Raw genomic sequence first — 13,116 nt, 5'->3', positions numbered from 1 at the left:
ACCGACCCGGGCTCCATGGCCCGGGCGGGTGAAATCACCACCGCCCGCGGCACCATTCAAACCCCCATCTTCATGCCCGTCGGCACCCGTGCCACCGTCCGGGGAGTTCCGCTCCGCGACCTGGAAGCGGCCGGAGCCGATATCATTCTCGGAAACACGTACCACCTGTATCTGAGACCCGGTACCGACATCTTAAAAAAAACCGGCGGACTGCACCGGTTTAACGCCTGGTCAAAACCCATTCTGACCGATTCGGGTGGATATCAGGTTTTTTCCCTCTCGGAATTGCGAAAACTGACGGCGGATGGTGTGAGGTTTCAGTCGCACATTGATGGATCTTATCACTGGTTCACTCCCGAAAACGTGATAGAAACCCAACGGGCCATCGGGTCGGATATCATGATGGTGCTCGATGAATGTCCGCCCTACCCCTGCGATCACCGGTACGCAAAAACCTCGAATGACATCACGATGAAGTGGGCAAAACGCTGTCAGATTGCCGCCCGGGACTCTGAGCCCCTTTATGGTTTTCATCAGGCTCTTTTTCCCATTGTGCAGGGCGGGATTTACAAGGATTTGCGGGAATCCTCGGCGGGCACGCTGGTTGATATGGATTTTGAAGGCTATGCCATCGGGGGTCTGTCTGTGGGCGAGCCGGCCGACATCATGTATGAGCTGACTGAATGGGTGACGCCAAAATTACCGGCCGAAAAGCCACGTTACCTGATGGGTGTGGGAACCCCGGCCAATATACTGGAATGTATTGCCCGCGGGGTCGATATGTTCGATTGTGTGATGCCGACCCGGAATGGACGCAACGCCAATGTGTTCACCAGTCAGGGAACGATGAACATGCGGAATGTGAAGTTTACCGACGATGAACGTCCCATGGATGAATCCTGCACCTGTTATGCCTGCCGCACTTACTCACGTGCGTACATCCGTCACCTGTTTTCGGTGCAGGAAATGCTCGGTCCCATGATGGCGAGCGTTCATAACGTTCATTTTTATCTGTGGCTGGTGAAGGAATCACGCCGCCGCATTCTCGATGGCTCGTTCAGTTCCTGGTACCCGGGTATGAGTAAAAGCCTGATGGTCAGGATCTGACCGGAATCCGTCAGAGCAGGATGGAAAAGTCGGTAAGATAGCCCGAGGACTTCCAGACAGGAAGCAGGTCGGGTTTCAGGAAGGCAGCCGTGGAAAGACCATCGGCCATGGTGGCCGACTTTGCCACGACCGTAACCGATTGAACCGGTTCTTCGGGCCGGCGGTGTTGCGGATGGATGATATGTCCCCAGCTGACCAGACCATTTCCCCGTCGGTTTTCATACGCCCCCGAGGTGGAAAGCGCTGTATCACGGATCCGGAGGATTTCATTCTTATCGGGGATGGTCGGATTCAGAATTTCCACTTCCCACCCGTTTTCATCCGGATCAGAACCCAATGCAAACACATCGCCACTGAAATTCAGGAAGGCCCGGTCATGACCTGCCGACCGAAGCATGGATACCGATTCATCCAAAGCCAGGCCACATCCGATTCCGCCGGGATCCACAGCCGACATACCGTTCCTCAATGCAGCAAGAGATCCCTTTGTTTCCACATTACCGATTCCGATGGCCGATTCCAGAGCGGCCAATTCTTTATCTGTTGGCCGATCAATCAGCTGATCGGGATCCTTGCGAAATCCGAAAAGCCGCATCACCGGTTCAACGGTCAGATCAAAAAGTCCGCCCGACAGGGCATGCAGTTCTTTTGCTGTTTCAAGAAGCCGACGGGTGGATGAATCAACGGTAACCGGATCAGTGCCAGCAGAGGCATTTAATCTGGAAAGATCAGATTCTGGCAGATACACCGACCAGACCGATTCAAGAAATCGAAGCCGGGCTACCACCCGGTTCAGATCCTGCCAGGCTGATTTTTCATCGGGAGTGAGCAGGTGAAAGTGGAACACCGACCCCATCACAAACACCTGCCGGGTCACCAGCGTCCGCCGCTCACCATGAATCCGTACATCGGGAACCCATCCTGAAGCCACCCGCGCGACCGGGAACAACAATCCGGCCACACCCACCAACCGCAGGAAATCGCGACGGTTCACGCGGACTTCCCTTTCCGGATCGTTTCAGTCAGGATAGCCACCGACATCAGACCAAAGGTGATAAACATGGAAAGTCCGCTGAGCATGATAAACCAGGTGATCCACTCCATTCCCGAAATGAACCGAAGCACCCAGATGCCGCCGAAGGTGGTGACCAGAGCCACCAGGGGTTCGGCCATAATCACCAGACGCCAGGTTTCACTGAACCAACCGGTAAACCAGAACAGGGCGGCTGTGATGAAAAAGACCGAACTGAGACCAAGAATGTGATTATGAGTGGTCAGCAACAGATCCTTTGCCGATTTTTCAAATTTGATATCATCATTAAGATCATCCTGCGGATCGGTCCCGTTGTAATGCTCTCTGATCCCGGCTGATGACAGGTTGGTTTCATTCCGGACGAAGGCCAGACCAATCATCAGACCGGTGGTGGTGATCAGCATGTAAATAAAAATAAACCGGCGTATGGCAGCCGGCCATTGGCGGATAAGCATCATTTCGTCGTCAGAAGCAATTGATTAAATTTCAGAAGGCGGGCCACGCCGGCAGTGATACTCCGGCAGGATATTGTTGCTCCGCTGATATTCCGGATGTTCCGGTTCCAGACCGGAGGTTCCGTTCCGGATTTTCCTGCAAATTGTTTCCTGAAAACCGGGTAGTCAATTTCGCCGCCGTACGATTCACGGTAAACCAGCACATCCACATCGACCACCTCACCCCTACCATTGAGCAGGAGCAGATAAGTAATCAGCTGGGTTTTCCCCTTCACCTCATCGATAAAGGCTGTGTATGGTTCCCCACCCGATTTAAACCGGATAAACGTTACCTGTCCCGATGAGTCAAGTTCCCAACCGCTCACCTCTCCCACGATGCGTTCAGCCGATTGCCGGGCCAGATCCTGATAGGTCAGGGTTAACCGGGCACCAGCCTGCAGCCATTGGGGGGATAAAAGCAAGCAAAGGATAAACGCAAACCGGCACCCGGCCTTTACAGCCGGATGCCGATCCTTGTATCGCGGTCGTTGTCGTCGTCGTGCAATCCAATCAGTAGAAATAATAACCAATTCCCAGATTCAGTTTTTGAGTCATGTCAGGTGAACCACTTGCATCGATCCATTGATAGTCGGCTTTCAGGGCGACATTCGGATGCGGAAGCCAGGTGATCCCTGCGGTAAATTCATTTACATCGGTTCCGGCCACTTTCACAGCCGGGGCCGACAGGGAATACTGAGTGTTGTACTCTTCAAAGCGGGTAAACAGAGTCAGTGATTGTTCACTGTCGGGCAGAAAAGCGGGCAGGATGTTGTATCCTGCTTCCACGTAGTATCCCATCTGTGAGTCCCCGATGTTTTTCTTCAGCTCAGTCACCAGTTTGGTCGCCTCGCTCACCATGGAATACACCCCAACGGCTTTCAGACTCAGATCACCCACCTGGTACCGGACATCCCCTTCCAGCAAGGTAAAGCGGGAGCCGGAAAGGGTATCTGCATATACAGAATTCAATTCCAGTGAACTGGTATAGAAGGAAAAGCCGGTTTTCAGCTCGGGAAGGGGCAGGAATTCTATCCGACCGGTGAGCGCCATGTCATCGGCCTGAGAATAATACCCGCTCTGGCGGGTATCCCGGATTCCCTTTTCATTCATTTTCTGCGGATTCAGACCGGCAACATAATACAACCGGTAACTGATTCCTTCCATCACTTCACCATAGATCCCGATGCCCGCCTCACGCCAGGTGGTGGGAATCAGAACACGATCCACCGAGGGTCGTTCCACACCATTAAATGTGTTTGGCTCATGAAATTCATTGATAAATCCCACCGGAATGAGGAAAATACCAGCCCTGAATCCGATGGGTTTCGAAAACTTCAGATCAATGAAGGCCTGTTCCAGTGCAACTTCAGATTGGGAATTTGAGCTTTTCACCTGAGTATGTTCAAGTTCGAGTTCCGATTTAAAACTGACCCAATCATTAAAATCATGACCGACATACAGCACAAACCGATGGAAATCGAAGAGTCCCACCCTGTCCTTTTCCGGTTTGCCCGGCGAGTAGGTGTTCTTGTTGAAATGTAACTCTCCATATCCGCCGATGGAGGTGGTTCCCTGGGCAAATGCCACCCCGGCAACCATGAGTAAAACACTTGCAAATGCAATTGGTTTCAAGAATAACTTCCTTTATTTAGAACAAATCTAAGTTAAGGACGTTTTCGTTTTCTGTCAAGTTATTTGGAATAAATCTAATTTACTAATGCCCTTCTAATTTTCCGGTCTGAACCTGACAGCCATCGGGCTGTTTGATATCTTTACTGTATGAAACGATCTGTGTTGCTGATGGTCTCTTGCCTGTTTGTCTCCGTGTTGTCTGCGCAACCGGTCACTGATTCGACCCGGATTCTGGTTTTTCCCAGAGAGGGAATCCGGGAGGATACCACCGATTTTTATCAGCGGCGGAATCAACTTTCTCCTGTGCAGCCGATTTTCACGGTCTCATCGGCGTATGGTCATCCGTTTCTGGGTTTTCACTTCGATTTTGGAACCATTCTTCAGGAAAAAGTTAAATCGAGTTACCCCGGATTTTTGGGATTCGGGTTTCTGGGGGGTGTCAAATACCGGTCCGGATTTCTGGCTGAGGTATCCTACTCCTACCAGCGTTTCAATCAGAATGCCAGTTATGTTTTTTCCCGTCAGGTTGAGGTCCTGTTATCGGATACCACCACCACTGTAAGTCAGGTGAGTGATGCCTCGCTGAATGTGAATCAATTGCTTCTTTCCATCCTGTACAGCGATTACCGGTCCCCGTTTGGTCCGCTGAGGTATGTTTATGGCGGGTTGGCCGTCGGAGGCTCCTATCATGAAGAGGAAGGCACACACACAGTTACACGAGCGATCAGCGGTCAGCCGGGAACGACCCTGCTGTCAAAACAAACGGTGGTTTACCGGCAATGGAATCCGACCCTGGTGGTCATTCTGGGTATGAATTTTCTGTACCTGCCGGAAAGTCACAATTGGTTCAGTTTTGATCTGAGGATGGATCTTATCCCCAATCTGGACCGGCAGAACCGCGAGCTCCGGTTGTTTTCGGTCGGGGATCTGAACAGCATGCGTGCGACGGTGAGGTTCTTTTTTGACTACAGCGACGATTTTCTCTTAGAGGAGTAACAACCATGTTGCCACTGACTGAAGCAGAGATACGGAAACAACTGCCCACACCGACACCGGGAATCTACAAGCTGCTGAACAAAAAGGGAGATGTGAAACGACTGGGAATGGATGTGGCCGATCTGGCTGGTGCGCTTGTGAAGTCGATCCACCCGAAGTACGATTTTTTTGATTTCAAGGCTGCACCATCAGACAAGGCTGCCTGGAACCAGCTGTGTGAAGCCTGGCATTTTCACCGGAAGCACGATTTTCTGGAATCGGAAGACCACCCGGAACCCCCTCGGGGAAAGTATTGGACCTGTGCATTGTGCGAAGAGGCCCGGCGGTACTGACCAATGAAACCAGGAAGAGATGAGGACCAGGATCTGAAGGCCATGATGGAGGGGTATCTGCCTCCATCGCCGGGCAACAGGGATGAATCATACAAGCAAACCACTTTTCAGCCCAAAAAGAAGGATCTGAGCAAGGAAGACCTGAAAAATCTGATGGAATCGGTTCCGGATCACCCAGAGGACGGCAAAGAGGAACCCGACTTGGTGGTAACTGTACCGAATCAGTTGCCGGTTCTGGACCTTCATCTGATGACAGTGGGCACTGCCATCGAAGTGACCATCGAATTCCTGGATAAACTGATTGAGGAGCGTCTGGTCAGACGGGCCATGATCATCACCGGAAAAGGATTGGGTTCTCCCGGATTTCAGTCAAGAATCAAACCGGCCATCGAGGACCTGCTGAGAAGCCGTTACCGGCACGATATACAGCAGGTCAGAAACGCACCCCCCGACAAAGGTGGCAGTGGTGCACTGATGATCACTTTCCGGTAGAAATCCGCCGGAAAAGGAACCAGCCGGCCAGACCACTCAACAGGGATCCGATCAGGATTCCGGCTTTTGCCGCATCGAGCAGATAGCCTTCAGGGAACGCCAGATTCCCGATAAACAGCGACATGGTAAATCCGATACCAGCCAGGAAAGAAACCGCCACAATGGGAGCCCATGTGACCCCATCGGGTAACTGAGTCCAGCCCAGTCTGACAGCCACCCAGGTAAACAGCAGGATTCCCACCGGTTTACCGATAAAGAGGCCGGCGATTACCCCCAGGCCGGTTGGACTCAACACCATGCCGATCGGATCGGATGGTAGCGCCACTCCTGCATTGGCCAGGGCAAAGACGGGCATGATAACAAAAACCACCCACGGATGAAGACGGTTTTCCATCCGCTGCATGGGGCTTTGTGATTCCCGGGCTGCGGTTTCAATGGCCACCAGACCCGCATTCTGGTCGGCATTGGGAATCACATGGGATCCTTCATTCCCCGCCTTCCGGAAATAACCAATCAGTTTGTCGATTGACGAAGAGAAGTCGGTGCTGTTCAGCCGGGTCCTGGCAGGAATGGTTGTCGCCAGCAGGACGCCGGCCAGTGTGGCATGAACGCCCGATTTCAGCAGGGCGAACCACATGATCATGCCAATCAGAAAGTAGATGGAAGGATTCCGGACACCCACCCGGTTCATCAGGATCAGAACCAGCATGGCCGATCCGGCCCCGATCAGACTGGGGATGTGAAGGTCTCCGGTATAGAAAAGCGCAATCACCATCACGGCCCCCAGGTCGTCGATAATAGCAAGGGCGGTGAGAAAAATCTTTACGCTGACCGGTACACCGCGGGCAACCAGACTGAGAATACCCAATGCAAAGGCAATGTCGGTGGCCATGGGAATTCCCCAGCCTGACTCTCCGGGAGTGCCGATATTCAGCATTGTAAAAAGCGCAGCCGGCACCACCATTCCTCCCAGGGCTGCCGTCAGAGGGAAGGAGGCTTTTTTAAGCGAATTCAGCTCGCCGACCAGTAATTCCCGCTTGATTTCCAGGCCAACCACCAGAAAAAAGACGGCCATCAATGCATCGTTGATCCAGAGATACAGGAATTTGCTCAATTGCCAATCGCCAAAACCAATCGTCAGTTTGATGTGCCATAAATCCTGGTAGGCAACCGCCCATGGGGAGTTGGACCAGATCAGAGCCACCAACGCAGCGGTCAGCAGCAACAGACCGCCGGCCGATTCCACCTGGAAAAAGTAGTTAAATGGTTGGACGAAACGTTCGACGGGGGTTTTCGGCAGAATAATCAGCCTGCGGGATTCAGCCATGGATTCCTTCCTGTATCTGGCACAAGTTAACAATTACGTGCAGATAACGGTTTCAACCAGGCAAAAAAAAGGGTTGAAATCCATTGTCAGCCACATTCCATTACCTCACGACAGGAATGGTTTGCCATCTGACGGGATTTCAACCCGGCGGAGAGATGGGGGCGGGGCTTACCCGTTTATTTATTTTTTAGCCATGTCTGCTTCGAGCTCTTTCATGAGCCGGCGCAGAAGGGCTTCTTTGCTTTTCAGATAATCACGGAATTCCATGCGGTCTGTGTGGGAAATTTCCATCCGCAGATCATTGAAATAGCTTTCAAAAATGTCGTGCAGCAGTTCGACTTCCTGTTCGTTTAATTGAATGGTAACCATATCTTCCTCCCTGTTGATTGCATATCTCCGGTATATGGTTACCGGATCCGGGGTTGAAGTTACAATCCGACCCGGAAGTGATGCAAGGGGTTCCACCTGTCGGTGGATTAGATATCCGTTAAATCGGAGATCAGGGGTGAAGAAAATCGGGATTGCCGGTCAGTTGCGATACCGCATGCGGAAGCAGGGGAAGCAACCACTGAACGCAGTCGGCTGCACCGGCCGGACTCCCTGGCAGATTGATAATCAGTGACTTTCCGCGGGTCACAGCCACTCCCCGGGAGAGAATGGCGTGAGGGGTTTTCTCCTCGGATTTCCGGCGAAGGAATTCAGAAATTCCCGGGACGATCCGGTCAGAAACTGACAGGGTTGCCTCGGGAGTTCGGTCGGTCTGGGCCAATCCGGTTCCTCCAGAAGTAAAAATCACATCGGCATGGTCGCACTGGCCGGCCAGGGCATTGCGGATCTGCTCGGTCTGATCGGGAATAATCAGCTCCCCCGTCAGGATAAACCGCGAAGATTCGGAAAAGAGAGGCCGCAGAATCGGCAGCGTTTTATCGGGACGGATCCCCGAAAAGGCCCGATCGGAAACAATGATCAGAGCCACCCGGATCGGGGTTGTGGTCATGGCTGTTCTCCTGTGAAGTCCATGGTTCCCGACCGTCCGCCCTCTTTTCTGAGGATGCGGATCGAATGAATGGTCATCCGGTGTGTGATGGCCTTGCACATATCAAAAACCGTCAGAAGCGCAACAGACACGGCGGTGAGCGCTTCCATCTCAACTCCGGTTTTACCAGTGGTGATGGCTGTGGCAGTCACCGTCAGCTGACGTGTTTCATCGGAAAACCGGAAGTCGAGACTGACCGAGGAAAGAGGCAGCGGATGACACAAAGGAATCAGACCGGAGGTGCTTTTGGCTCCCTGAATTCCGGCAATGGTGGCCGTGGTCAGCAGGTCTCCTTTGGCCAGGTGCTGATCACGGGCCGCGGTGTATGCTTCTTCCAGATCAATGGTTCCGGTTGCCCGAGCCAGCCGATGGGTATCGGGCTTCCCGCTCACATCGACCATGTGAAGCCGGTTTTGTTCATTCAGATGAGAAAAGCCCGCCATTTAACCTCCGATTGCTACCATGGGGCGGCCAGGATTTTGTGCAATCATGTGCATGCCTCCGTGTGCGGCTTTTTTTTCTTTTATTTTCCGTGAAATGAGATTCAGAATGTCATGCCGTGTTGCACCTGCTCTTAGAGGAGTCCGCAGATCGATTTCGCTGTTTTCAAAGAGGCAGGATTTAAACATTCCTTCTGCAGTCAGACGGATACGGGAACAGGTTGCACAGAAATGGTCGGTCATGCTGGAGATGATTCCGATTCTGAGTCCGGATTCCGGAAGGATAAACTGGTCGGCTGTTCCGGTTCCGGCATCCGAGTATCCAACCGGCTGAATGGGTTCCAGTTGTGAAATCCGCTGAAGGATCTCCGACTTTGAAACCAGCAGGTCCCCCGTCCATTCATTGCCCGAAAAAGGCATCCATTCAATGAATCTGAGTTCGGCACGTCTTTTTGTGAAGTAGGAAACCATGTCCGGAATCTCATGGTCGTTCACTCCCCTGAGGACCACCATGTTGACTTTTACTTCGAGTTCCTTCAGGCTGAGAGCACGATCAATCACGGAGAGAACGTTTTCCAGACCCTCCCGCCGGGTGATGGTTCTGAACACTGCCGGTGACAGGGCATCCAGAGAAAGATTCAACTGACTGAGTCCGTTTTCCACCAATTGATCCAGAACGGGGCCGAGCAGGAGTCCGTTTGAAGTCATGGCCAATGTTCTGATTCCGGGGATGGCCTTCAACTGACCCAGCAGGTCTGGCAGGCCTTTTCTGACAGTGGGCTCCCCGCCGGTGAGTCTGATTTTTGACACTCCGGCTTCGGCAAGCCACCCGACCAGCTGCGTGATTTCCTCGAAGGTAAGCAGGTCCGATTTGGGAACGAGGGGAACCCCATCGGCTGGCATGCAATACCGGCATCGCAGGTTACAACGATCGGTCACCGAAATCCGCAGATAATGGTGAAATCTTCCGAACGTATCCGCCAGCGGATGAGAGGGGGTCAGAGGACTCATTCGTTCTGCCAGCCCCCGATCGGATCGACAGGACGGGCACCATCGATGGGATTGACAAGCATCAGGTGCTGATGTGAAGAGGTGATGGTTCCGATCACGGTCAGATCTTCGCAGGACTCAATCCTGTCAGCCGCTGATGGAGGGAAGGTCATGATCAGGCCGGGATCGTCTCCGCCATACAGGACATACTGAAGATCATCATCACCAAGTCTGGTAGCCAGATCGCGGATCTGTTCATGAGAAGGCAGGAGGTTTTCTTCCAGATCAGCCCCCAACCCCGAGGCAGAAATCAGCTGATAAAGTCCCCCGGCCAATCCCTCGGTAAGACCAGCCATAGCCGTGGGTTTCAATTGATTGGCAGACATCCAGCTGGTGGTGGAAACAGGCGGACGAGGAGTCAGGTAACTTTCTATCAGCCAGGATTCATTCTGAAAAGAAGGACTATATCCTTCCGGCTGCGACAGATAAATGGCCTTCTCCCTCAGCAGCACCTTCAGTCCCGAAAAACTGCGACCCGGGTATCCGGTCACTGCAATCAGATCACCTGCAGCACATCCCCCTTTTCTGATCAGCTGGTCTGGCGAAACCCTACCGCCCGCCGTGTAACCGATCACCAGATTGGCCGATGTCGGACTCAGGTTCACCCCGGCCACGGACAGCCTGAATTCACGGCAGGCTGCCCGAACCCCCGAAAAAAAATCCTCGAGCAATTCGAGCGAGATTTTCCGCGGGAGGGCCAGATTCAGTGTGATCCACTCACCCTGTCCGTTCATTGCCAGCAGCGAACCCAGGCCCCGTGAAACTGATTTAAAACCCAGATGGGCCATGGACTGGTAGGTCAGATCGGCATGAATTCCTTCAATCATCAGTCCCGAGGCGGTGATCACGTGATCACCTTCAGGAATCCGGATGACCGCAGCCTCCTCGGAAAGGGACACCACAAGGATGGAAGGGTCTGCAGGCACCCAGGACTGAATTTTGCGGGTAAGGGCCCCACCATCCTGCAGTGAAATCGGAGTAAAGCTCATAAAAAAGTCGGATTATAGTTAATTGGTCACCACACCCAGCAACACCGGCCGGGATGCTCCGGTGACCTCGGGCTGATTGGCCGGCATGGAATTGATTCTCATCCAACCGAGAATGGCAAAGGCAATGGCCTCTTTCCAATCGGCCGGAACACCCGCCGAATCGGTAGGATCGGGGTACAGATTATTGGGCAGTAACCGGATCAGTCTTCTCATCAGAAACGGATTGCGGCTTCCCCCGCCCGAAACAAACAGACAGGTGGGTTCCTCGGGTGCGAACAACCGGACCGAATCGGCAATGGACCTTGCCGTCAACTCGGCCGCGGTGGCCAGATAATCGGCGGGAAGGGTTTTCATCGGAAAGTGATCCATCCACTCCTCAATCCAGTCATCGCTGAACAGTTCCCGGCCGGTCGATTTCGGGGGCGGACTGGAAAAAAATGGGTGAGCCAGCGCCATGTCGAGCGGACCGTGATGAACCTTTCCGATGGAGGCAATATCTCCGCCGGCATCATAAGGTCTGTCCATGAATTTGCGTGCCAGATAGTCCATCACCATGTTCCCGGGTCCGCAATCGAAACCGGTAACCGATCCATCCCTGCGCAGGAAAGTAAGATTGGCAATCCCCCCGATATTCAGCACAGCACAGGGTTTGAACCGGCTGAAAAGCAGACGGTCAACCGCCGGAACCAGCGGTGCACCCTGTCCTCCGGCTGCCATATCGGCCTGCCGGAATTGCCAGATGACCGGTATTCCCGATTCAAGCGCGAGCCGCTGGCCATTGAGTATCTGCCAGGTGCCGCGGTAAGGATGGTCTGCGTTGACTGGTGCCGGATCGTGATAGATGGTTTGTCCGTGGCAGGCCAGAAACTCGGGTTTGATTCCTGATTTTGACAAGTGGACCTGCAACGACTCCAGATAGGCATCGGTCAATGCTTCTTCGGTATGAAGAAAAACCGAGGCAGAAGCCGGTTGCCCCAGCGCCAGGGACCGGAGCCGTTCCTTCAGTTCGCCGGGAATCGGCCAGGATGAGGTCGAAAGAATATCAATGAATGAATCGGGGAAATCAGCCGGAATCCGGATTGTGGCCCAGTCAATGGCATCCAGGGAGGTGCCCGACATGGCACCGGCTATGGTCAGACTTTTCCGTTTATCCACCGGGCCGCTTCCAATGCGTGATAGGTTAAAATCAGATCGGCTCCTGCCCGCTTAAAGGCGGTGAGTGTTTCCATCACACAGGAGCGGTAATCGAGCCAGCCATTGGCGGCAGCGGCCCGGATCATGGCGTATTCACCCGATACATTATAAACCGCCACCGGCACTTCCGATTCTTCTGCCACCTGGCGAACCACATCCAGATAAGGCAGTCCGGGCTTGACCATCACCATGTCTGCCCCTTCAGCGATGTCGAGAAACACCTCGCGGAGGGCCTCCCGGCTGTTGGCAGGATCCATCTGGTAGGTTTTTTTGTCTCCTTTTTTCGGGGCACTGTCCAGTGCATCGCGGAACGGTCCGTAAAAGGCAGACGCATACTTGGCTGAATAACTGAGAATGCCGACACCAGTAAAGCCTTCCGCATCGAGTGACCGGCGGATGTATTCCACCCGTCCATCCATCATATCGGAGGGAGCAATGATATCGGCCCCGGCCCTGGCCTGTGCCACTGACATCCGGGCCAGGATTTCAAGCGTTTCATCGTTCAGAATTTCCCCGCTGTCGGCAACCAACCCATCATGTCCATCAGAACTGTACGGATCCATTGCCACATCGGTGATGATGACCATGTCGGGAATTTCACGCTTCAGCAACCGGATGGTGCTCAGGTACAAACCATCCGGATTGGTGCTTTCTGTGGCTGTTTTATCCTTCTTCTCCTCCTCGATGGCAGGGAACAACACCACCGCAGGAACGCCCAGTGACCTTAGTTCACGTGCGGTCTCCACCACAAGGTCAGGTGACAGCCGGTCGATACCCGGCATAGAACGAACGGGTTCCCGGCGGTTGGTCCCGCCGATGACGAACAAGGGCATGATCAGATCGGAACAGGTGAGGGTGGTTTCCCGCACCAGGGAACGGATTCCGGCCGATGCACGGTTACGTCTTGGGCGGATCAGCATAAAGTCAGTCCGGTTATTTTCATGGTTACAAAAGTAGGGGTTTAATCGGTCAGATGAGTAACTCCACTGTCAAT

At 53.4% G+C, this 13,116-nt stretch carries 16 protein-coding genes; 4 read left to right on the top strand and 12 right to left on the bottom strand.

Annotated features, from left to right (window positions below; genetic code table 11):
- Window positions 1-15: 15 nt before the first annotated feature.
- The gene (gene tgt / locus HUU10_07785; protein NUQ81494.1) at window positions 16-1,107 is read left to right on the top strand and encodes a tRNA guanosine(34) transglycosylase Tgt; all 1,092 of its coding nucleotides are present in this window, start codon (window positions 16-18) and stop codon (window positions 1,105-1,107) included.
- Window positions 1,108-1,117: 10 nt separating this feature from the next.
- Here the strand turns inward: tgt and HUU10_07780 are convergent, their stop codons facing one another.
- The 4 genes from HUU10_07780 to HUU10_07765 are packed head-to-tail and all read right to left on the bottom strand — an operon-like array spanning window position 1,118 to window position 4,266.
- Window positions 1,118-2,101, bottom strand: a complete 984-nt coding sequence (locus HUU10_07780) for an FAD:protein FMN transferase (protein NUQ81493.1) — start codon at window positions 2,099-2,101, stop codon at window positions 1,118-1,120.
- Window positions 2,098-2,598 (bottom strand): hypothetical protein, encoded by a 501-nt coding sequence (locus tag HUU10_07775; GenBank protein NUQ81492.1) that lies wholly within the window; start codon window positions 2,596-2,598, stop codon window positions 2,098-2,100. The genes HUU10_07780 and HUU10_07775 overlap by 4 nt, the downstream gene beginning before the upstream one ends.
- Window positions 2,595-3,164 carry an FMN-binding protein gene (locus tag HUU10_07770; protein NUQ81491.1) on the bottom strand — a complete coding sequence of 190 codons (570 nt, stop codon included), beginning with the start codon at window positions 3,162-3,164 and terminating at the stop codon, window positions 2,595-2,597. Before HUU10_07770 ends, HUU10_07775 begins: the two co-directional genes overlap by 4 nt.
- Window positions 3,145-4,266, bottom strand: coding sequence for a porin (locus HUU10_07765; protein ID NUQ81490.1), 1,122 nt, complete (start codon window positions 4,264-4,266; stop codon window positions 3,145-3,147). The genes HUU10_07770 and HUU10_07765 overlap by 20 nt, the downstream gene beginning before the upstream one ends.
- Before the next feature lie 147 nt (window positions 4,267-4,413).
- On the opposite strand from HUU10_07765, the gene HUU10_07760 reads away from it, so the two are divergent.
- The 3 genes from HUU10_07760 to HUU10_07750 are packed head-to-tail and all read left to right on the top strand — an operon-like array spanning window position 4,414 to window position 6,086.
- Window positions 4,414-5,262: a hypothetical protein gene (locus HUU10_07760; protein ID NUQ81489.1), complete on the top strand. Its 849-nt coding sequence runs from the start codon at window positions 4,414-4,416 to the stop codon at window positions 5,260-5,262.
- Window positions 5,263-5,267: 5 nt separating this feature from the next.
- Window positions 5,268-5,594 (top strand): hypothetical protein, encoded by a 327-nt coding sequence (locus HUU10_07755; protein NUQ81488.1) that lies wholly within the window; start codon window positions 5,268-5,270, stop codon window positions 5,592-5,594.
- A 3-nt stretch (window positions 5,595-5,597) separates the two neighbouring features.
- Complete coding sequence (locus HUU10_07750; protein NUQ81487.1) at window positions 5,598-6,086, top strand: Smr/MutS family protein; 489 nt, start codon at window positions 5,598-5,600, stop codon at window positions 6,084-6,086.
- Here HUU10_07750 and nhaA read toward each other — a convergent pair.
- From nhaA to hemB, 8 genes are all read right to left on the bottom strand, one after another.
- Complete coding sequence (nhaA, locus tag HUU10_07745) at window positions 6,073-7,413, bottom strand: Na+/H+ antiporter NhaA (protein ID NUQ81486.1); 1,341 nt, start codon at window positions 7,411-7,413, stop codon at window positions 6,073-6,075. The genes HUU10_07750 and nhaA overlap by 14 nt on opposite strands.
- Before the next feature lie 180 nt (window positions 7,414-7,593).
- On the bottom strand, window positions 7,594-7,782 hold the full coding sequence (locus HUU10_07740; protein ID NUQ81485.1) for a hypothetical protein: 189 nt from the start codon (window positions 7,780-7,782) through the stop codon (window positions 7,594-7,596).
- 130 nt (window positions 7,783-7,912) lie between these two features.
- Window positions 7,913-8,410, bottom strand: a complete 498-nt coding sequence (locus tag HUU10_07735) for a MogA/MoaB family molybdenum cofactor biosynthesis protein (protein ID NUQ81484.1) — start codon at window positions 8,408-8,410, stop codon at window positions 7,913-7,915.
- Complete coding sequence (gene moaC, locus HUU10_07730; GenBank protein NUQ81483.1) at window positions 8,407-8,892, bottom strand: cyclic pyranopterin monophosphate synthase MoaC; 486 nt, start codon at window positions 8,890-8,892, stop codon at window positions 8,407-8,409. Before moaC ends, HUU10_07735 begins: the two co-directional genes overlap by 4 nt.
- Complete coding sequence (gene moaA, locus HUU10_07725; GenBank protein ID NUQ81482.1) at window positions 8,893-9,900, bottom strand: GTP 3',8-cyclase MoaA; 1,008 nt, start codon at window positions 9,898-9,900, stop codon at window positions 8,893-8,895.
- Complete coding sequence (locus HUU10_07720) at window positions 9,897-10,928, bottom strand: thiamine-monophosphate kinase (GenBank protein ID NUQ81481.1); 1,032 nt, start codon at window positions 10,926-10,928, stop codon at window positions 9,897-9,899. The genes moaA and HUU10_07720 overlap by 4 nt, the downstream gene beginning before the upstream one ends.
- Window positions 10,929-10,946: 18 nt before the next feature.
- The gene (locus HUU10_07715) at window positions 10,947-12,083 is read right to left on the bottom strand and encodes an anhydro-N-acetylmuramic acid kinase (GenBank protein NUQ81480.1); all 1,137 of its coding nucleotides are present in this window, start codon (window positions 12,081-12,083) and stop codon (window positions 10,947-10,949) included.
- Entirely contained in the window at window positions 12,062-13,042 is a 981-nt protein-coding gene (gene hemB / locus HUU10_07710; GenBank protein NUQ81479.1) for a porphobilinogen synthase, read from the bottom strand. Before hemB ends, HUU10_07715 begins: the two co-directional genes overlap by 22 nt.
- Between the last annotated feature and the right edge of the window lie 74 nt (window positions 13,043-13,116).

The sequence above is a fragment of the Bacteroidota bacterium genome (assembly GCA_013360915.1).
Taxonomy (GTDB): Bacteria; Bacteroidota; JABWAT01; order JABWAT01; family JABWAT01; genus JABWAT01.
Note: the sequence above shows the minus strand (reverse complement) of the source record. Positions and strands in the feature narration are given on the sequence as shown.